15 protein-coding genes are annotated in these 18,852 nt (G+C 72.7%); 9 read left to right on the forward strand and 6 right to left on the reverse strand.

Features of this window, described 5'->3' with window-relative positions; genetic code table 11:
- Nucleotides 1-37: 37 nt before the first annotated feature.
- From AB0C16_RS27425 to AB0C16_RS27445, 5 genes are all read left to right on the forward strand, one after another.
- Nucleotides 38-934, forward strand: coding sequence for an ACP S-malonyltransferase (locus AB0C16_RS27425; RefSeq protein ID WP_357686838.1), 897 nt, complete (start codon nt 38-40; stop codon nt 932-934).
- The gene (locus AB0C16_RS27430; protein ID WP_357686839.1) at nt 931-1,887 is read left to right on the forward strand and encodes a beta-ketoacyl-ACP synthase III; all 957 of its coding nucleotides are present in this window, start codon (nt 931-933) and stop codon (nt 1,885-1,887) included. The genes AB0C16_RS27425 and AB0C16_RS27430 overlap by 4 nt, the downstream gene beginning before the upstream one ends.
- An 89-nt stretch (nt 1,888-1,976) precedes the next feature.
- Nucleotides 1,977-2,216 (forward strand): acyl carrier protein, encoded by a 240-nt coding sequence (locus AB0C16_RS27435; protein ID WP_357686840.1) that lies wholly within the window; start codon nt 1,977-1,979, stop codon nt 2,214-2,216.
- Nucleotides 2,217-2,250: 34 nt separating this feature from the next.
- Nucleotides 2,251-3,483 (forward strand): beta-ketoacyl-ACP synthase II, encoded by a 1,233-nt coding sequence (fabF, locus tag AB0C16_RS27440; protein WP_357686841.1) that lies wholly within the window; start codon nt 2,251-2,253, stop codon nt 3,481-3,483.
- Nucleotides 3,484-4,908: a carboxyl transferase domain-containing protein gene (locus AB0C16_RS27445; protein WP_357686842.1), complete on the forward strand. Its 1,425-nt coding sequence runs from the start codon at nt 3,484-3,486 to the stop codon at nt 4,906-4,908.
- Between the two features lie 69 nt (nt 4,909-4,977).
- On the opposite strand, the gene AB0C16_RS27450 is transcribed toward AB0C16_RS27445, so the two are convergent.
- On the reverse strand, nt 4,978-5,472 hold the full coding sequence (locus tag AB0C16_RS27450; RefSeq protein ID WP_357686843.1) for a DUF3145 domain-containing protein: 495 nt from the start codon (nt 5,470-5,472) through the stop codon (nt 4,978-4,980).
- A 174-nt stretch (nt 5,473-5,646) separates the two neighbouring features.
- Between AB0C16_RS27450 and AB0C16_RS27455 the strand changes: the two genes are divergently transcribed.
- Genes AB0C16_RS27455 through AB0C16_RS27465 form a run of 3 tightly spaced genes read left to right on the forward strand, consistent with a single transcriptional unit; the run spans nt 5,647 to nt 9,961 of the window.
- On the forward strand, nt 5,647-6,870 hold the full coding sequence (locus tag AB0C16_RS27455; RefSeq protein ID WP_357686844.1) for a sigma-70 family RNA polymerase sigma factor: 1,224 nt from the start codon (nt 5,647-5,649) through the stop codon (nt 6,868-6,870).
- Nucleotides 6,867-7,313, forward strand: coding sequence for a hypothetical protein (locus tag AB0C16_RS27460; protein ID WP_357686845.1), 447 nt, complete (start codon nt 6,867-6,869; stop codon nt 7,311-7,313). The genes AB0C16_RS27455 and AB0C16_RS27460 overlap by 4 nt, the downstream gene beginning before the upstream one ends.
- Complete coding sequence (locus tag AB0C16_RS27465) at nt 7,310-9,961, forward strand: CHAT domain-containing tetratricopeptide repeat protein (RefSeq protein ID WP_357686846.1); 2,652 nt, start codon at nt 7,310-7,312, stop codon at nt 9,959-9,961. The genes AB0C16_RS27460 and AB0C16_RS27465 overlap by 4 nt, the downstream gene beginning before the upstream one ends.
- On the opposite strand, the gene AB0C16_RS27470 is transcribed toward AB0C16_RS27465, so the two are convergent.
- The 4 genes from AB0C16_RS27470 to AB0C16_RS27485 all read right to left on the reverse strand — a co-directional run bounded on the left by AB0C16_RS27470 (nt 9,901) and on the right by AB0C16_RS27485 (nt 15,347).
- Nucleotides 9,901-10,713, reverse strand: a complete 813-nt coding sequence (locus AB0C16_RS27470) for a sulfurtransferase (RefSeq protein ID WP_357686847.1) — start codon at nt 10,711-10,713, stop codon at nt 9,901-9,903. The two genes, AB0C16_RS27465 and AB0C16_RS27470, sit on opposite strands and share 61 nt — an antisense overlap.
- Entirely contained in the window at nt 10,710-11,837 is a 1,128-nt protein-coding gene (locus tag AB0C16_RS27475; protein WP_357686848.1) for a nucleotide pyrophosphatase/phosphodiesterase family protein, read from the reverse strand. Before AB0C16_RS27475 ends, AB0C16_RS27470 begins: the two co-directional genes overlap by 4 nt.
- Before the next feature lie 74 nt (nt 11,838-11,911).
- Complete coding sequence (locus AB0C16_RS27480) at nt 11,912-12,502, reverse strand: DUF5998 family protein (protein ID WP_357686849.1); 591 nt, start codon at nt 12,500-12,502, stop codon at nt 11,912-11,914.
- Between the two features lie 154 nt (nt 12,503-12,656).
- On the reverse strand, nt 12,657-15,347 hold the full coding sequence (locus AB0C16_RS27485; RefSeq protein WP_357686850.1) for a GNAT family N-acetyltransferase: 2,691 nt from the start codon (nt 15,345-15,347) through the stop codon (nt 12,657-12,659).
- Between the two features lie 169 nt (nt 15,348-15,516).
- Here AB0C16_RS27485 and AB0C16_RS27490 point away from each other — a divergent pair, with 169 nt between their 5' ends.
- Complete coding sequence (locus tag AB0C16_RS27490; RefSeq protein WP_357686851.1) at nt 15,517-16,410, forward strand: sugar kinase; 894 nt, start codon at nt 15,517-15,519, stop codon at nt 16,408-16,410.
- A 299-nt stretch (nt 16,411-16,709) separates the two neighbouring features.
- On the opposite strand, the gene AB0C16_RS27495 is transcribed toward AB0C16_RS27490, so the two are convergent.
- Nucleotides 16,710-18,797 (reverse strand): RecQ family ATP-dependent DNA helicase, encoded by a 2,088-nt coding sequence (locus AB0C16_RS27495; RefSeq protein WP_357686852.1) that lies wholly within the window; start codon nt 18,795-18,797, stop codon nt 16,710-16,712.
- Between the last annotated feature and the right edge of the window lie 55 nt (nt 18,798-18,852).

The raw sequence follows: 18,852 nt of genomic DNA on the forward strand, positions 1-18,852 counted from the left end.
TCCGCGTGTCGAACCTCTACAGGGCATGGTGGATTTCGTGCTTGTACTCGTCGCTCCGGGCCAAGGTGCCCAGACCCCAGGATTCCTCGGTCCATGGCTCGAGCTGCCCGGTTTCGCCGACCGGCTGGCCGCCTGGTCCGAGGTCGTCGGTCTCGACCTGATCGCCTACGGCACGACCGCCGGAGCCGACGAGATCCGTGACACCGCCGTCGCGCAGCCCCTGCTGGTGGCCGCCGCGCTGGCGTCCGCCGAGGCGCTCGGCGTGACGCCCGACCTGCTCGCCGGCCACAGCGTCGGCGAGTTCGCCGCGGCCGCGCTGGCCGGGGCGCTGACCACCGAGCAGGCGCTGGCCCTGGTCCGGGAGCGGGCCCAGGCCATGGCCAAGGCCGCCACGACCACCCAGACCGGCATGACCGCCGTGCTCGGCGGCGACGAGGCCGAGGTCCTGGCCGCGATCGACAGGCACGGGCTGACCCCGGCCAACATCAACGGCGCCGGCCAGATCGTCGCGGGCGGCACTCTGGAGCAGCTCACCGCGTTCAAGGACGACGCCCCCGCCCGCGCCCGGCTCATCCCGCTCTCCGTGGCGGGCGCCTTCCACACGGTGCACATGGAGCCGGCCGTCGCCTACCTGCGCGAGGCCGCCCAGTCCGTCACCCCCGCCGACCCGCGGATCAAGCTGCTGTCCAACGCCGACGGCCAGATCGTCACCAGCGGCGCCGACCTCGTCGAGCGCCTGGTCAAGCAGGTGCGCAACCCCGTCAGGTGGGACTCCTGCATGGCCACCATGGCCGAGCTGGGCGTCACCACGATGATCGAGCTACTGCCCGGCGGCACTCTGACCGGCCTGGCCAAGCGCGGGCTTCGGGGCATCCAGACCCTGGCGCTGAAGAACCCCGACGACCTCGACGCGGCCAGGGAGCTGATCAAGTGAGGATCCCCGACATCGCCCCGGGCGCGAAGGTGCTGGCCCTCGGCCACTACCAGCCCGCCAACGTCGTCACCAACGACGACCTGGCCAAGACCATCGAGACCAACGACGAGTGGATCCAGTCGCGGGTCGGCATCAAGGAACGCAAGATCGCCGGCGCGGCCGAGTCCGTCGAGGACATGGCCACGCAGGCCGGCGGCAAGGCCCTGGCCGCGAGCGGCCTGTCCGCCTCCGACATCGACCTGGTCATCGTCGCCACCTGCACGCTGGAGACGCAGATCCCCAACGCCGCGGCCATCGTGGCCCACCGCCTCGGCATCAAGTCGCCCGGCGCGTTCGACGTCAACGCCGCCTGCGCCGGCTTCTGCTTCGCGCTCGGCGTCGCCAGCTCCGCGATCCGCGCCGGCTCGGCGAAGCACGTGCTGGTCATCGGCGCCGAGAAGCTATCGCAGTGGATCGACTGGACCGACCGCTCCACCGCCGTGATCTTCGCCGACGGCGCCGGAGCCGCGGTGGTGGGCCCCGCCGACACACCCGGCATCGGCCCGGTGGTCTGGGGCAGCTCGGGCGACAAGTCCGACGCGATCATCATCAACGCCCGCGACACCTTCCTCCACCAGGAGGGGCAGACCGTGTTCCGCTGGGCCACCACCGCGCTGCACCCGGTGGCCAGGCAGGCCTGCGAGCGGGCCGGGGTCGATCCGTCGGAGCTGGCGGCGTTCGTCCCGCACCAGGCCAACCTGCGCATCATCGAGGCGATCGCGCGCAAGATCGGCGCCGACAACGCGGTCGTCGCACGTGACATCGTCACGGCGGGCAACACCTCCGCCGCGTCGATCCCGCTCGCGCTGTCGCGCATGCTGGAGCGCGGCGAGGTCCGCTCGGGCCAGCTCGCGCTCATCCTGGGCTTCGGCGCAGGGCTCACCTATGCGGGTCAAGTGATCGAGATTCCGTAGGATCCGATACGGCTCCCGCCGTATCCATCACAGCTTGTACGGCTGGAGCCGTACAGAATCCAGAAGAAAATCTAAGGAGAACCAGCGACATGGCTGCCACCGAGCAGGAGATCCTCGAGGGCCTCGGCAAGATCATCAACGAGATCACCGGCATTCCGGCGACCGAGGTCACCCCCGAGAAGAGCTTCGTGGACGACCTCGACATCGACTCCCTGTCCATGGTCGAGATCGCCGTGGCCGCCCAGGACGAGTTCGGCGTCGAGATTCCCGACGACCAGCTCAAGAACCTGAAGACGGTCAAGGACGTCCTCACCTTCATCCAGAACTGAAGCAACTCCCCTGATCGACAAGGAGCGCGAAAACGTGAGTGCGAACCGGGTACGTGTCGTCGTCACCGGGCTTGGCGCGACGACGCCCGTCGGTGGAGACGTCACCTCGACCTGGTCGGCGCTCCTCGCCGGTCAGTCGGGTGTCACGACCATCACCGAGGACTGGGTCGACACCGTCCCCGTGAAGTTCGCGGGGACGGCCGCAGTCGACCCGGCCGAGGTGCTGCCCAGGCCGGAAGCCCGCCGGCTCGACCGCAGCGAGCAGTTCGCCATGGTCGCGGCGCGCGAGGCGTGGCAGGACGCGGGCGCTCCCGAGGTGGCGCCCGAGCGCCTCGGCGTCGTGGTGTCCAGCGGCATCGGTGGCATCAACACCACCCTGTCCGCCTACGACACCTACAAGGAGCGGGGCTGGAACCGCCTCTCGCCCTTCACGGTGCCGATGCTCATGCCCAACGGCCCGGCCGCCTGGATCGGGCTCGACCGCGGCGCTCAGGCCGGCGTGCACGCCACCGTGTCCGCCTGCGCCTCCGGCGCCGAGGCCATCGGCTACGCGATGGACATGATCAGGTCCGGCCGCGCCGACGTCGTCGTCGCCGGCGGCACCGAGGCCGCGATCCACGGGCTCAACGTGGCGGCCTTCGCCGCCGCGCGGGCCATGTCGACCCGCAACGACGACCCCGCCGGGGCGTCCAGGCCGTGGGACCGCGACCGTGACGGGTTCGTGCTCGGCGAGGGCGCCGGCATCATCGTGCTGGAGTCCGAGGAGTTCGCCAGGGCGCGCGGCGCCCGCATCTACGCCTACGCCTCGGGCGTCGGCTACTCCGCCGACTCCCACCACATCACCCAGCCCGAGCCCGAGGGCCGGGGCATCATCATGGCGATGACCCAGGCGCTCAACGACGCCGACATCACCGGCCTCGACGTCAAGCACGTCAACGCGCACGCCACCTCGACCCCCGCCGGAGACGTGATCGAGGTCAAGGCGGTCGCCAAGGCCATCGGCACCCATCCACTGGTCACCTCGACCAAGTCCATGACCGGCCATCTGCTGGGCGGCGCGGGCGGCATCGAGTCGGTCTTCACGATCAAGGCGCTGCACGACCGTGTCGTGCCCGCCACCATCAACCTGGACAACCTCGACGACGGCATCGAGGTGGATCTCGTCTACGGCGCCAACCGCAGGCTGCCCGAGGGCGACATCGCCGCGGTGAACAACTCGTTCGGATTCGGCGGCCACAACGCGACCGTCGTCTTTAAGGGAGCCTGAATGACCGTACTCGACAACCGGGTGGTGACCTCCGGCTCCGATCAGGAGCCCGTGGATCCCCGCGATCCCGTCGTCCGCCTGTCCGCGCTGCTCGACGAGGGGTCGCTGCGGCTGATCACTCCTGAGGACAAGAGCGGCGTGCTCGCCGCCATGGGCCGCGTCGAGGGTGTTCCCGTCGTCGCGTTCTGCAGTGACGCCCGCTTCCAGGGCGGCGCGATGGGCAGCGAGGGCTGCGAGCACATCGTGCACGCCTATGACGTGGCCGTCCGTGAACGGGTGCCGGTCATCGGGATCTGGCACTCCGGCGGTGCGCGACTCGCCGAAGGCGTCGAGTCGCTGCACGCCGTCGGCCGGGTCTTCGCCTCGATGACCAAGGCCTCCGGCGTGGTGCCGCAGATCTCGGTGGTCGTCGGCGCGGCGGCCGGTGGCGCCGCCTACGGCCCCGCGCTCACCGATCTGGTGATCCTGGCCGACTCCGGCCGCATCTTCGTCACCGGGCCCGACGTGGTCCGCAGCGTCACCGGCGAGGAGGTCTCCAGCGCGGCCCTGGGCGGCCCCGAGCCGCACAGCAAGCGCAGCGGCGTCGTGCACATCGTCACCAAGACCGAGACCGATGCCCTGCTGCGGGCACGCCAGCTGGCCTCGCTGCTCGGCCACCAGGGCCGGGTGCGGGCCTCCGACACCGACGAGATCGACTTCTCCAGCCTGCTGCCGGAGTCGGCGCGCCGCGCCTACGACGTCAAGCCGCTGGTCAACGGCCTGCTCGACGAGCCGGGCATCGAGCTGCACCCCAAGTGGGCGCCGAACATCGTCACGTCGCTGGGCCGCCTCGGTGGCCGGACGGTCGGTGTGATCGCCAACAACCCGATGCGGCTCGGCGGCTGCCTCGACGCCACGTCCGCCGAGAAAGCCGCTCGCTTCGTTCGTATGTGTGACGCGTTCGGAGTGCCGTTGGTTGTCCTCGTGGACGTTCCGGGTTATCTGCCCGGGGTCGGGCAGGAGCACGACGGCGTGGTCCGGCGCGGCGCCAAGCTGCTGCACGCGTTCGCCGAGGCGTCGGTGCCGCGTGTCACGCTGGTCACGCGCAAGGCCTACGGCGGGGCGTACATCGCGATGAACTCCCGCTCGCTGGGCGCCACCAAGGTGTTCGCGTGGCCGACGGCCGAGATCGCGGTCATGGGCGCGGTCGCCGCGGTGCGCATCCTCAAGCGGCGCGATCTGGCGGCGGCGCCCGAGGAGGAGCGGGCCGAGCTGGAGCAGCGGCTGGCGCGCGAGCACGAGAAGCTGGCCGGCGGGCTCAGCCGGGCACATGAGCTGGGCGTGATCGACGAGGTCATCGACCCGCGCGAGACGCGCGGCGCGATCGCCAAGGTGCTCGCCCAGGCCACCCCCGCCAGGGGCGCCCACGGCAACATCCCGCTGTAAGAGCTGCCGAAAGGGTCCCGCACCGAGGTTCGGTGCGGGACCCTTTCGCTGTCCGGGGGCCGGGGGAGGTCAGACGGCGGCGTGCAGCCAGCGGACCGGCGCGCCGTCGCCCGCGTATCTGAACGGCTCCAGCTCCTCGTCCCAGGGCTTGCCGAGCAGTTTGTCGAGCTCGTCCTCCAGCACGCACCGCCCCTGGGCGGCCATCAGCATCGCGGTGCGGAGCCGGTCTTCGGGCACCATGATGTCGCCCGCCACCCCGATGACGGCGCTGAACGCGCCGAGCGTCGGCGTGTAGGCGTGGCGGGAACCGTCGACGCCCGGCGAGGCGTCCTCGGTGATCTCGAAGCGGATGCGCTGCCAGCCCATGAGGGAAGAGGTGATGGCCGCCGCGACACCGGGACGGCCTTCCCACTCCGCCTGCGCTCGCACCACGTTGGGCGCGGCGGGTTGCGGCGTCCACGTCAAGTCCACGGGTACGCCAAGAACACCCGCGACCGCCCATTCGATATGAGGGCACAGCGCGGGCTGAGCCGAGTGGACGTAGATCACGCCACGAGCAGACACCGGACCTCCCGATCGGTACGAGGTGCGCCTTCCCCAACGGCCTCGTCCTGGGATGATCACAAGTGACTAGGGAGAGACTACCGTCGGTCGCAATCGGACACCAGAGGGGGGCCATACCAAGTTGTTGCGGCAGTGACGCGTGACACAGGGCCGGGCGCGGATGGATACCCGCTCATGGACATCGAACCTGTCGGCGCGTCGCTCATCCGGCCGGGCCAGATCTTGACCGACCGTGGCGCGCTGTCCGCCGCGTCGCGCTGGACCCAGGCGGTCTCCGAGGCCGACGGCGTCTGCGTGATCCATCTGTCGTCCGGCGCCGACGTCTGCGAGATCGCCAGAGACGGTCGCCCCGCATCCGTGGTGGACGGACAGCGACTGGTTCAGCGAGACGGACGAGGAGGTGACCGGGAGCGACCAGGCCGGCCACGGCACCTTCCTCGCCGGCATCCTGGTGCGCCGGGCGCGGCGCTGAGCGTGTGCCGGGTGCTCGACGGGCAGGGCGTCGGCGACGAGGCCGAGGAGCGCCTGGCCCCCTTCTCCGCGTACGGCTCGTGGGTCGACGCGTGCGCGCGTGGCACCTGGCTGACCAGCAGTTTCCTGGAGCGCGACGAGTTCGGCGGCTACGCCGCGTGGAGCGGCACGTCCTTCGCGACCGCCCTGGTCGCTGGCGCGATCGCCGACGCGGCGAGGAGCGGGCCGGTGCGGGAGGCGGCGGCACAGGTGCTCGACCCCGGAGGGGGCCCGGCAAATTGCCGATCTGGGAGTTCTCGTCCCGTCGAGTCTGTAGAGTTTACGCTCAGTCCTTGGCTGATCACGAGGAGGCAGCGTGGCCTCCTGGTGAGCCCGGGCGAAGGAGGCCGCATGCAGGAGCCACGCGATCCGGCGGAGTTGCTCAAGGCAGCGGCCGACGACGACCAGACGGCCTGGGATGAGCTCGAGTCGAGGTACGGGCCGCGCATGTGGGCAGTCGCCCGGGTGTGCGGGCTGACCGAGGCCGATGCGGCGGACGCGGTCCAGGGAGCGTGGCTGCGCCTGCTCGAACACCTCCATGACATCAGAGAACCATCAGGCGTTGGCGCGTGGCTGGCGACGACCACCCGCCGCGAAGCGCTTCTGATCCTCAGGAAGGAGCTCCCCCGAGCGCCTTACTTCGACGTCGCACTCGACTCTGATCCAGCGGCGGCCGTCTTGGAGGCCGACAGCAGCCGCATGCTCTGGAGGACGGTCTCCACCCTGCACGAGCCATGCCGCACACTGCTCCAGCTGGTCGCGACGGATCTTGGATACCAGCAGGTTGCACTGCGTCTGGGCGTGCCTATTGGCAGCGTGGGCCCAACCAGAACGCGGTGCCTGGAAAAGCTGCGCACCCTGATCTCACTACAGGAGACGGTGCAATGATCAACGACGAGTACTTCCTGGCGGCGCTCCGGCTCGCCGCCGGGAACGACCCGATTCCCGGGCATGTTTCCGCTGCCGCACGCGATGCCTATGGGCTTCGGGTTCCTCAAGCGGTGACCGCCGCGCCCGCCGAATGCGCCGCGCCCCACGGCGTACGAGGCACCGACGGTTGCCATCTGGTCCGCTTCGTCGCGGCCGGCCTCACCTTCGACCTGGAGGTGACGGTGGGCGACGGGCTCATCGACGTGGCGGGGCAGGTCGTCCCGCATCCGGGAGAAGGCACCCACGTCGATGTCCGGACCCCTCACCTGACGCTCACGAGGCGTCTCGCGCGCACCGGCCAGTTCGCGGCCACCGGCCTGCCTCCGGGCTGGCTCAGTGTGGTGTGCCATCGTCCTGGCCACGCGCCGGTCCAGACCCGGTGGGTACGCATCCGCCCATGACCAGAAGCAGAGACAGGGGATCCGGCGCCGCCTCCGGACGGCGTCCCCCTGTTCCTGTCGGCTCCCCGCATCCGCCGCCTCCGGCCGGGGCACCCGGCGACACCAAGCCGCTGGTCCAGGCCGCCGAGGCGGCGGTGCTGCGTTCCATCGTCGATCCCGAGCAGGCCCTGTACGCGGGTCGCACCGTGCTGTCCGCGGCCGAGGCCTGCGGCGACGTCGAGGCGGCCGTGGTCGCCCTCAGGGCGATGGCCCTCGGCGCGCGCGAGCTGGGCGACCTCCAGGCCGCCGAGCGGCACCTGCGACGGGCCATCGCGACCCCGAAGGCGCCCAGCGAGCGCCTCGCCCAGGCGAGGCTCTCCCTGGTGACGGTCAGGACCGAACGCGGCCATCCCCTGCAGGCTCTCAGGATCGCCGCCCTGGCCTGGGCCTACCTCTCGCCCCTCGACCGGGCCAAGCTCGACACGCAGCGCGCCGTGGCGCTCGCTCATCTGGGCCGCTACCAGGAGGCCATCGCCTCCTGCGATCGCGCCCTGCACGCGCTGGTCGCGGCGCCCGGCACCATCGACGACCGCAGGTTCCTCGCGGGCGGCCTGCTCAACCGCGGCCTGGTGCACGCCTACCGCGGCGACTGGGACTCCGCGATGCGCGACATCACGGCCTGCCTGCAGATCGCCCGGCATGCCGGGCTCGACCACCTGGCCCGTCTGGCCGCGGCCAACCTGCCGTTCCTCGCGGTGCGGCGAGGCGACCTCGCGGGCGCGTTCGGCCACTACCGGGCGGCCGAGGACGCCCTGTTCGGTTTCCCCGAGCGCCTGGCCACGATGCGCGCCGACTTCGCCGGCGCCCTGCTGGCCGCCCACCTCCCGGGCGAGGCCAGGGAGCTGCTCACCCTGGCCGTGCCCGATCTCGAGGCATCCGGGGCGCTCGTGGCGCTGGCGGAGGCGCGGCTCAAGCTCGCCCAGGTGGAGCTGCTGACGGGCGACGCGCGGCGCGCGCTGGCCGTGGCCGAGCGGGCCGAGCGCGAGCTGACCGCCCAGGACCGCGTGTCGTGGCTGCCTCTGGTCAACGAGGTGACCTTGCGGGCCCGGCTCATGCTCGAAGGTCCCTCGCCGGAGCTGCTGGCCGAGCTGGTCGCCTGCGCCGACGAGCTGGAGACCGGCTCGGCTCTCGCGGCGAGCGCGGCCGCGCTCCGGCTCCTGTCCGCCGAGACGGCGCTGGCCGTGGACGACCACCCGATGGCCTCCGCCCAGCTGGCTCACCTGACGTCCCACGTTCCGCCCCACGCGCCATGGGTGCCCGCGGGCGCGCGGCTGACCTCCCTGTCCTCGGAGGCGCAGGCCAGGCACCTCGGGCAGGTGTCACAGATCCCGGCGCCGGTGCGTCAGCACGCGCTCGCGCTGGAGGCGTCGCTGCAGGAGGACGTCACGGGCGCGTTCCGCGCGGTGCGCGACGGGCTGGCCGAGGTCGGCAGCCAGATGGACACACTCGACGATCCGTCTGTACGGGCGCACGCGGCGCGGGCCGGAGAGCGGCTGGCGGCGTTCGGGCTCAGCCTGGCGGTGCGCGACGGGTCACCGGCCGAGGTGTTCGACTGGGCCGAGCGCTGGCGGGCGGTGGCCGCTCCCGCGCACGCCCGCGGCATGGCCGACCCCGATCAGGTGCGGGCCGCGCTGGGGCCGGGGGCGCTGGTGGAGTTCGTCGTCGACGACACCTCGCTGCTCGCCGTGGTGATCACCGGCGAGCGGATGGTGCTGCGGCGGCTCGGCGGCCTGGGGCCGATCACGGAGGCCCTCATCCAGCTGCGCTACGCCCTGCGCAGGAGCAGCCTGGGCGACGGCGCGTGGGCGGGCGGGCTGGTCGGGCCGGCGGCCGAGGAGCTGGAGCGGTTGCTGCTGCGGCCGATCGAGGCCGAGCTGGGTGACCGGCCGGTGGTCGTCGTGCCCGCCGGGGTGCTGCACACGCTGCCCTGGGGGGCGCTGCCGTGCCTGAGCGAACGTCCGGTGAGCGTGGCCGCCGGCGCGACCGCGTGGCTGGCGGCGCGGCGGCACGGGCCCGTCCCGTCCACGCCGCCGGTGGTGGCCGCGGCGGCCGGGCCGGGCCTCGCCCACGCCGGGGCCGAGGTCGGCCGGGTGCTCGCCCTCCATCCTCGCGGTCGGGAGGTGGCCGGGCGCACCGGCGCCGTGCTCGACGCGCTGACCACGGCCGACGTGCTGCACCTCGCCGCGCACGGCGTGTTCCACGCGCGCAGCCCGCTGCTGTCGGCCATCACGCTCGAGGACGGCCCGCTCATGGCCTACGACCTGCTCGGGCTGTCACGTACGGCCCGGCTGGTGGTGTTGTCGGCGTGCGACTCGGGCATGGCCCGCACGCCCGCCGAGGGCGCGCCGCTCGGGCTGGCCGGGACATTCCTGGCCAGGGGCACCACCTGCGTGGTCGCCGGGATGGTGCCGGTGCGCGACGAGGACGCGCTGGCCGTGATGACGTTGTTCCACGAGTTGCTCGCCACCGGCCGGCCGCCCGCCTCGGCCCTGGCGTCGGCCGCGGCCAAGACGGGGGTGCTGGGCTTCGCCTGTTTCGGCGCGGGCGATCAGCCGGTCGCGACCGGCCTGGCCGGGTCGGCCACCCAGTTGGACCACGAGCCCACGTAGAGCGCGGCGGGCAGGCCCGCCACCTCCAGCGCCAGCACCTGATGGGCGGCGGTCACCCCGGACCCGCAGTAGGCTCCGGCCGCCACGCCCTCGGTCACGCCGAGCTCGCGGAAGCGGGCCCGCAGCTCCTCAGGCGGCAGGAACCTGCCGTCGGGACCGAGGTTGTCGGTGGTCGGCGCGCAGGCGGCGCCCGGGATGTGGCCGGCGACCGGGTCGACCGGCTCGACCTCGCCGCGGTAGCGGGCGGCGGCCCGGGCGTCGAGCAGCACCCCGTCACCGGCGAGCGCCCCCGCCTGGTCTGCGGTCAGCACGGGCATCGCGCCCGGCCTGGCGGTGAAGCCGCCCGGGACGATCTCGGGGGCCTCCTTCGCCGTCGGCCGGCCGGCCTCGGTCCAGGCGGCCAGCCCGCCGTCGAGCACGCGTACGTCCTGGTGGCCGAAATAGCGCAGCGTCCACCAGGCCCTGGCGGCGACGGTGGAGCCCGCGTCGTCGTAGACCACCACGGGCCGGTCGTCGTCGACGCCGAGCCGCCGCATGGCGTCCTCGAAGCCGGCCGCCGACGGCAGCGGATGACGGCCGTCGCCGCCCGGCGGGGCCGCGAGGTCGGTGTCGAGGTCGCAGTAGGCGGCCCCCGGCAGGTGGCCCTCCCGGTAGAGGTCGATCCCCGGCGGGCCGCCGAGGCGCCAGCGCACGTCGAGCACGGTGGCGTCGCGGAGCGCGTCGAGGCCGGCGAGAGTGATCAGCGGGCTCATCGGGTGGATACCTCCAGCAGCGGGACGTACTGCTCGGCGGCGGTCATCGAACCGTGGTAGCCGGTGAAGGCCGCCTCGAGCCGGTGGACGGTGGGGGCGGTGATGGCGAGATCGGTGTAGGGGACGGCCAGGACGTCGCCGATGCGCGGCAGCCACTCGGCCCGCACCCGAGGCCCGAACCAGCCGGATTCGACGGCCTCCTGCCTGGACACCACCCACGCCCGGCCCGCCAGGGTCTCGCGCCACGCGTCGAGCACCTCGCCGGCGGCGCCGTCCTCGGCGTAGACGTGGCGCGCCCGGGCCTCGCCGCCCAGCATGGCCACCCCTCGCGTCAGCGCGGGCACGCTGTCGGCCTCGATCTTGTCGGACGCGTTGACCATGCCGTGATCGGCGGTGACGTAGAGGGCTGAGCCGCCGGGCAGCGTCTCGGCGAGCCGCTCGGCCATCTGGTCGACGATCGCGAGCTGTCGCAGCCATTCCTCGCTGCCCCATCCGGTCATGTGCCCGACGGCGTCGAGATCGCCGTAGTAGACGGTGACGTACGCCGGGGCTTCGCGGAGCGCCTGGCGTACTCGCTCGACGCGCTCCTCGACGGGGTCGGCGCCCAGGTAGCGCACGCCCCGGTAGACGGCCTCGGTCAGGCCGCTGCCCTCGAACGCCCCCGGGGCCACGTAGCTCGACGCTATCCCGGCCGCCGCCGCGCGCTGGAAGACCGTGGTGGCGGGCTGCCAGGTGAGCGGGTCCATGACCATCTTGTCGGGCAACGTCCAGCGCAGGCAGTTGAACAGGTAGCCGGCGCCCGGAACGGCCAGCATGAGCCCCATCATCCCGTGCTCGCCCGGCGGCAGGCCGGTGCCGAGCGAGCACAGGCTGGTGACCGTCGTGGCGGGAAAGCCCGCGGTGAGCGTCGTGCTCCCGGCGGAGGCGAGGAACGGCGCCACGTCGGCGTGGGCGCGCAGCAGCTCCGCTCCGAGGCCGTCGACGAGGAACAGGCAGATGCGCTGGGCGGGTTGGATGCCGAGCACGTTGTGCTCGTCGAGGCCCAGGGCGGCGAGTAAGGAGCGGGGCAGGTCCGCCAGCGACGAGCCGCCGTAGGCAGGAATGAGGGGCGCGTTCTCGACCATTCTCCGAGCTTAACCGCGCCCCTGTTCGCACCGGCGCCCTGAGGGGTGGGGCGCCGGACCCGTGGCGACGCGGATCAGCCGGCGGCCCGGGCGGTGGCCTCGGAGAGCGCCTTGGCGAAGGCGAGGACGTGGGTGACCGCTTCGGGACCGTCGGCGGCCTCGCTGACCCGCAGCGACAGGTCGTCGGCCGTGATGGCGCCGGTGTAGCCGTGGTCGGCCTCGCAGTTTTCGTCGCCGCAGGTGGCCGGCTCGAGGTCGACGTGGGAGATCGCGCCCCAGCCGATGGTGAGCGTGACCTCGGTGGGAGGGACGCCGGGGGCGTAGGCGGCGGGGTCGGGGACGACACGGGTGACCGCGACCGACTGGACCCGGCTCAGGCGGACGGCCTCGGTGGTGGTCGAGGCGTAGGAGGTCGAGACGCCCTCGACCGCCGGATGCTCGTCGGTGTGGCAGACCAGCAGCCTGGTGGCCGACAGCACCAGGACCGTGACGTGCCTGCGCACCTCCATCGCCGGGTCGAACGTGGCCTCGTGGTGCACCACGAAAGCGGTCACGGCCTCCTTGCCCAGCGCGGACTCGACCGCATCGGTGACGAGGTCGGGGTAGTAGCCGCTGCGTTCGATCGCTTCACGCAGGCCCGCGGCCGAGACTCGGGTTTCCCTCATGGGTCCATCCTGCCAGGAGCGCGCAGTGCCCTCACCCCTCGCACATAACGCTCTATAACGTCTTTTGTCTGCTCATCGCGATATCCGGAGTCAAGGATTGCCGGAGTCATCCGGGGTGGCCGCCGGGTTTTCGGGGCTGCTTTCGGGCCGCCGGTCAGGCCAGCCGACGCGGGCCACCGTCAAGGCGGGGGCCCGGCGGGGTGCGGAGGGTGACCCGGGCGCCGAGGATGATCACCTCGGACTCGCCCACCAGCACCTGGTCGAGCTCCAGCCTCGCCATCTCGGGCAGGTCGGAGGCCATGCGGCCGACACGCACCAGGAGGTCCTCCAGGGCGCCGACGGCCACGGGCGGGTAGCCGTACTCGCCGAACAGGAGCGGGGCCGCGCGGACGGAACGCACCAGGCCGGCGGCGTCCTCCTGCGTCAGCGGAGCCAGGCGGAACCCCTGGTCGAGCAGCAGGCGCGCGGTCACCTCGCCCAGCCCGAACGAGACGACCGGCCCGAACGCCGGGTCCTCGATGACGCCCACCACGGTGGGGACGGCCGGCTGGGGCGCCATGCACTGCACGGCCAGCTCCGCGTCGGCCCCCAGCTGCTCGGTGAACTCGGAGTAGGCGTGCCGGAGGCTGTCGGGCGTGGCCAGGCCCAGGCGCACGGTGCCGGCCCGGCCCGCGGCGCCGGGATCGGCGACCTTGAGCACCACCGGCCAGCCGATCCGTTCGGCCGCCGCGACCGCGTCCTCGGGCGAGCCCACCACCTCGGCGGGCCACACGCTCAGGCCGTAGCAGGAGAGCAACTCGGCGGCGTCCACCTCGACCGGCGGTCCCGGCTCGGCGAAGGACCCCGGCACCCGCGACGCTTCCCCGCCGGAGGACGAGCCGCCGGGAGCGGGCTCGCCCGTGATGGCGGCGAGGGTCTGGAGGACCAGGGCGTGGGCGCGGTCAGTGTCGATGTCGTCCAGCTGGGGCGGCGCGACCACGGGATGCGAGCGCCACGAGGCGTAACGCACCACATGGGCCAGGGCCCTGACGGCCTCCTCCGGCGCCGGATAGGACGGGATGGAGCCCCGGGCGGGGGTGACGCCCACCCGGAGCGAGGGATGCATCCCGTTGTGCCCCTGGAAGGTGGCCAGCACCGGCTTGCCCGCTCTCTCCGACACGCGCAGCAGCTCGGCCGCCACGTCGTCGGCGTCGCCCGGCAGGGGCGGCATGTAGATCACGACCGCCGAGTCCACCGAGTCGGAGGCCAGTTGCCCGGCCAGAGCCGCCCCGAACTCCGCGGCCCCGGCCTCGGGGCCGAGGTTGGCCGGCGTGCCCGGCGACAGGCCGGCGGCGACGCAGGCGTCGGCGGCGAGCAGCCCGAGCGCGTCGGAGTTGGTGACCAGGCCGACCCGGGGACCGGCGGGCAGCGGCTGGAAGGCGAGCAGCTCCCCCACGTCGAACAGCTGGATGAGGTCGTCGACCCGGATCAGCCCGGCCTGCTCGAACAGGGAGCTGATCGCCGAGTCGGGCAGCCGGAGCTCGCGGGCGGAGTGACCGGCGGGAGTGCCGCCGCTCTTGACCACCACGATCGGCTTCTCGCGGGCGATCCGCCGGGCCAGGCGGGCGAACTTGCGCGGATTGCCGAGCGACTCCAGGTAGAGCAGGATCACCTCGGTCGAGGTGTCCTCCTCCCAGTACTGCAGCAGGTCGTTGCCCGACACGTCGGCCCGGTTGCCCGCGGAGACGAACGACGAGATGCCCATGCCGCGCTGGGCCACCCGCTGGAGCAGCGCGATGCCGAGCGCGCCCGACTGGCTGAAGAAGCCGAGACGGCCCCGGCCCGGCACGGTGGCGGCCAGCGTGGCGTTGAGTTTGACCGCGGGGTCGGTGTTGGCGATGCCGAGACAGTTGGGCCCGACCATGCGCAGGCCGTAGGCGCGCGCGAGGCGGGCCAGCTCGTCCTGCCTGGCCCGCCCCTCCGCGCCGGTCTCGCCGAACCCCGAGGAGACCACGACCAGGCCGTGCACGCCCTTCTCGGCGCATTCCTTGACCACGTCGGCGACGCTCTCGGCGGGCACCGCCACCACGGCGAGGTCCACCTCGTCGTCGATGGCCGTGACACTCGGGTAGGCGCGCACCCCGGCCACCGCCCGCACCTCGCGGTGGACCGGGTAGACGGGGCCGGTGAAGTCGGCGGCCAGCAGGTTGCGCAGCACGGTCTGGCCGACGCCGCCCGGCTCGCGGGAGGCGCCGATCACCGCGACGGAGCCGGGGGCGAGCAGCCTGCCGATGGACCTGGCCTCGGCGCGGTGCTCACGCGAGGTCGTCACCTCGGCCGAGACGTCGGTCGGGGTGAGGTCGAGGGTCATGCGGACCACGCCGTCGGCGAAGCGGCTCTCGGCCGTGTAGCCGGCCTGCCGCAGCACGCCCATCATCTTCATGTTGGCGGGCAGCACGTCGGCGACGAACCGCTCGATGCCGTGCTCGCGGGCGGTGGCGGCCAGGTGTTCGAGCAGCACCGAGGCCACTCCCCTGCCCTGGTGGGCGTCCTCGACGAGGAAGGCCACCTCGGCCTCGCCCGGGCCGGTCCTGTCGTAGCGGATGACGGCGACCATCTCGGTGCCGATGGTGGCGATCAGCGCGACCCGGGCGACGTAGTCGACGTTGGTGAACCAGGACACTTCCCTGTCGGACAGCCGTGGCCTGGGCCCGAAGAAGCGGAAATAGATCGTCTCTTCGGACAGCCGAGAGTAGAAGGCGCGCAAACGGTCGGCGTCGGCGGGCCGGATCGGACGCACGTGCGCGGTGCCGCCGTCGGCCAGGACGACGTCGGCCTCCCAGTGAGCGGGATAGTGAGCCTCCACACCCTGAGGGTAGCTCGGAGCCCACATGTCAAGACCCGCCCGTCCGTTGGGCAACGCTTGTGCATCGACTGATGCCCGGTGTCGGAGGTCCGCCCCACGAGCAGCCCGGAAGCTGTTAGTTTTGCCGTGGCCAGGCTCGTTCTGTAGGCAGCAGCAAGGTGGTGGCATCATGACGCGGGTCGTCGTGGTGGGCGATCTCATGACCGACGCGGTCGCGCGCGCCCGTTATGCACTCGCCAGGGCCAGCGACACTCCGGCGGTCGTGACCATGCACGGTGGCGGCTCCGGGGCGAACATCGCGTCCTGGTTGGCGGTCGAGGGGGCCGAGGTGGCCTTCATCGGGCGCCGCGGCGCCGACATCACCGGGCGCAACCGCGACATGGAGTTGATGGGCTACGGCGTCGACGCGCGGCTCGTGATGGATCCGGAGCGGCCGACCGGCACGTGCGTGGTGCTCGTCACGCACAAGGGTGAGCGCACGATGCTCTCCGACCCGGGCGCCAACGCGGCTCTCTCGCCGGAGGACCTGCCGCGTGACCTGTTCAACGGCGGCGGCCACCTGCACCTGTCGGGCTACACCCTGATCAACGAGGGTTCCCGCGACGCGGGCCTGGCGGCGCTCGACATGGCCCACCGTTCGGGCATGTCGATCACGGTCGACTGCGCCTCGTCCGCCCCTCTGGAGCGCACGGGCGCCGAGCCGTTCCTCGAGTGGACCAGCGGCGCCAAGCTGCTGTTCGCCAACATCGACCAGGCCAAGGTGCTGACCGGCCGCGACGACCCCGAGGCCGCGGCCAAGGTGCTGACCGCGTGGTTCCCGCAGGTCGTGATCAAGATGAACTCCGAGGGCGCGCTGTGGTTCGGCAACGGCCGCCCCGACCCGATCCGGGTGGCCGCCGATCCGGTCGACCGGATGGTCGACGGCACGGGTGCGGGCGACGCGTTCTGCGCCGGGTTCCTGCCGTCGTGGCTGGCGGGCAAGCCCCCGGCCGAGTCGCTGGCCTCCGGTTGCCGGCTGGCCACCAAGGCGATCCTGCACCTGGGGGCGCGACCTCGGCTCTAGCGCGTCCGCGGCCGCACGCCGGGCCGCGGCGTTCTGCACGGCCCGGGTGCTGGAGGTGGGCGCGCGGTGCTCCAGGCGCTGAGCCCCGTGGCGGTGCTTCAAGGCTTCCGCACCGGACCCGGCGCAGGTGAGGTGCCGACGTCGCCGGTGCCGCCGTCGATCCCGGGCACGCACGCGCCGATCCCGGGTCTCGCCGCGAACCGCGACCCGGACCCCGCCCGGCACCTGCGGCCAGCCCGGCGGGTTCGAGACCACGTACGTCTACCGACGGCGACCTGGTGACGATGAGCGTGGCCTGATCAGGAGGTCGTGGCGAGTGCCAGGGGCAGCACGGCGGGAGCGCCCGCGTGTCGCACCAGGGCCGCGCCCAGGGTCATCGTCCAGCCGGTGTCGACGCGGTCGTCGACCAGCAGCACCGGCCCGCCGCACTGGGCCACGGCCGCGCCGAGCTCCTTGGGCATGGCCAGGGTCGCCCTGATCGCCTGCACCCGTTTGGCGCTGTTGAACTGCTGCCCGGGCGGACCCGCGCGGTAGCCCAGCTCGCCGAGGTAGGTCAGCCGCCCCACCTGGGCGAGCCGCTCGGCGAACCCGCGCACGAGCTGCGGCCGCGTCGAGGAGGGCACACTGACCACGGCCACCGGCCGCTCACGCCAGTCCCACGCGGACAGCACCTGGATCACGGCCTTGAACATGTCGTCGGCCATCGGCCCGTCGGCGCCGTTGAACAGCTCGCGCAGCCGGTTGCCCCAGCCGATGTCGGTCAGCCTCCCGAGCGCCCGGCCTGGCTCGGCGCCCAGCTCCGGCTTGATCCGGCCGGACAGGTCGCCGAGGCCGGTCGGCCACTGCCTGCGTGCCTCGACCGTGACGCCGGGCCTGCTCAGGGTCTGCCGGGCGACCTCCACGGCCTCGGTGGCGATCTCGGGCGAACGGTGATGACCGGTGCAGTTGTCGCACCGGCCGCAGGGCCCGGCCGCGTCGTCGTCGAGGTGGCGGCGCAGGTGGTGCTCCCTGCACTCGGTCGTGGTCAGGTAGCCGAGCATGGCCTCCTGCTCGGCCCGGCGCTCGCCGGCGATGCGGGAGTAGCGCTCGGAGTCGTAGGCCCAGGGCTCGCCGGTCGCCTCCCAGCCGCCCTTGACCCGGCGGACCGCGCCGTCGACGTCGAGGACCTTGAGCATCATCTCCAGACGGCTCCGGCTCAGGTCGACGGCCGTCTCGAGGGCCTGGGTGGACATCGTGCCGCGCTCCTCCAGCGCCTGGAGCGTGGCCCGGACGACCGGCTCCGGAGGAAAGGCCAGCGAGGTGAAGTAGGCCCAGATGTCGCGGTCTTCGACGCCGGGGAGCAGGATGACCTCGGCCCGCTCGACGCCGCGACCGGCACGGCCGACCTGCTGGTAGTAGGCGACCGGCGACTGCGGCGCGCCCATGTGGACGACGAACCCCAGGTCGGGCTTGTCGAAGCCCATGCCCAGCGCGCTGGTGGCGACCAGGGCCTTGATCTTGTTGTTGAGCAGCGCCTCCTCGGCCGCCAGCCGCTCGGCCGGGTCGGTCTGACCGGAGTAGGCGGCCACCTCGTGGCCCTGCTCACGCAGGTAGGCGGCGATCTCGTGGGCCGCCGCGACGGTCAAGGTGTAGACGATGCCGGAGCCGGGCAGCTCGCGCAGCGTCTGGGCCAGCCAGGCCAGCCGCTGCTCGGCGGTCGGCAGGCGTACGACGCTCAGATGGAGGCTCTCCCGCTCCAGCGGCCCGCGCAGGACCAGGGTCGTCTCCCCCATCTGCTCGGCCACGTCGCGGGTGACGCGGGCGTTGGCCGTGGCGGTGGTGGCGAGCACCGGGATGCCGGGCGGCAGGTCCTCGAAGAGCGTGGCCAGCCTGCGGTAGTCGGGCCGGAAGTCGTGGCCCCAGTCGGAGATGCAGTGGGCCTCGTCGACCACCACGAGCCCGGCGCTCTCGGCCAGCTCGGGCAGCACGTTGTCGCGGAAGTCGGGGTTGTTGAGCCGCTCGGGGCTGACCAGCAGCACGTCGACCAGCCCGTCGGCGACCCGGCCGTAGACCTCCTCCCACGCCTCGGGGTTGGCGGAGTTGATCGTGACGGCGCGGATGCCGGCCCGCTCGGCGGCGGCGATCTGGTTGCGCATCAGCGCGAGCAGCGGCGAGACGATGACCGTGGGCCCCTCGCCGAGCTCGCGCAGCAGCGCGGTGGCCACGAAGTAGACGGCGGACTTGCCCCAGCCGGTGCGTTGCACCACGAGCACTCTGCGGCGGTCGACGACGAGCGCCTCGATGGCGGCCCACTGGTCGTCGCGGAGCCGGGCGTGCTCTCCGGCGAGCGCCCGCAGCCGCCCTTCGGCCTCTTCGCGCAGCATCGCCACATCGGGGGCTTCAATCATGTGGTCCTTGTTACCAGGTTTCCCCGACGTTTTCCGAGCCGATCTTCTCGTGCCC

Source organism: Nonomuraea sp. NPDC048916, assembly GCF_040649575.1.
In the GTDB taxonomy this organism is placed as follows: Bacteria; Actinomycetota; Actinomycetes; order Streptosporangiales; family Streptosporangiaceae; genus Nonomuraea.

Coding starts and splice junctions, on each gene's coding strand:
- AB0C16_RS27470 (WP_357686847.1), bottom strand. CDS start 10,713: ATGAGCCCGCTGATCACTCTCGCCGGCCTCGACGCGCTCCGCGACGCC.
- AB0C16_RS27495 (WP_357686852.1), bottom strand. CDS start 18,797: ATGATTGAAGCCCCCGATGTGGCGATGCTGCGCGAAGAGGCCGAAGGG.
- AB0C16_RS27490 (WP_357686851.1), top strand. CDS start 15,517: ATGACGCGGGTCGTCGTGGTGGGCGATCTCATGACCGACGCGGTCGCG.
- AB0C16_RS27445 (WP_357686842.1), top strand. CDS start 3,484: ATGACCGTACTCGACAACCGGGTGGTGACCTCCGGCTCCGATCAGGAG.
- AB0C16_RS27455 (WP_357686844.1), top strand. CDS start 5,647: ATGGACATCGAACCTGTCGGCGCGTCGCTCATCCGGCCGGGCCAGATC.
- AB0C16_RS27435 (WP_357686840.1), top strand. CDS start 1,977: ATGGCTGCCACCGAGCAGGAGATCCTCGAGGGCCTCGGCAAGATCATC.
- AB0C16_RS27475 (WP_357686848.1), bottom strand. CDS start 11,837: ATGGTCGAGAACGCGCCCCTCATTCCTGCCTACGGCGGCTCGTCGCTG.
- AB0C16_RS27460 (WP_357686845.1), top strand. CDS start 6,867: ATGATCAACGACGAGTACTTCCTGGCGGCGCTCCGGCTCGCCGCCGGG.
- AB0C16_RS27465 (WP_357686846.1), top strand. CDS start 7,310: ATGACCAGAAGCAGAGACAGGGGATCCGGCGCCGCCTCCGGACGGCGT.
- AB0C16_RS27480 (WP_357686849.1), bottom strand. CDS start 12,502: ATGAGGGAAACCCGAGTCTCGGCCGCGGGCCTGCGTGAAGCGATCGAA.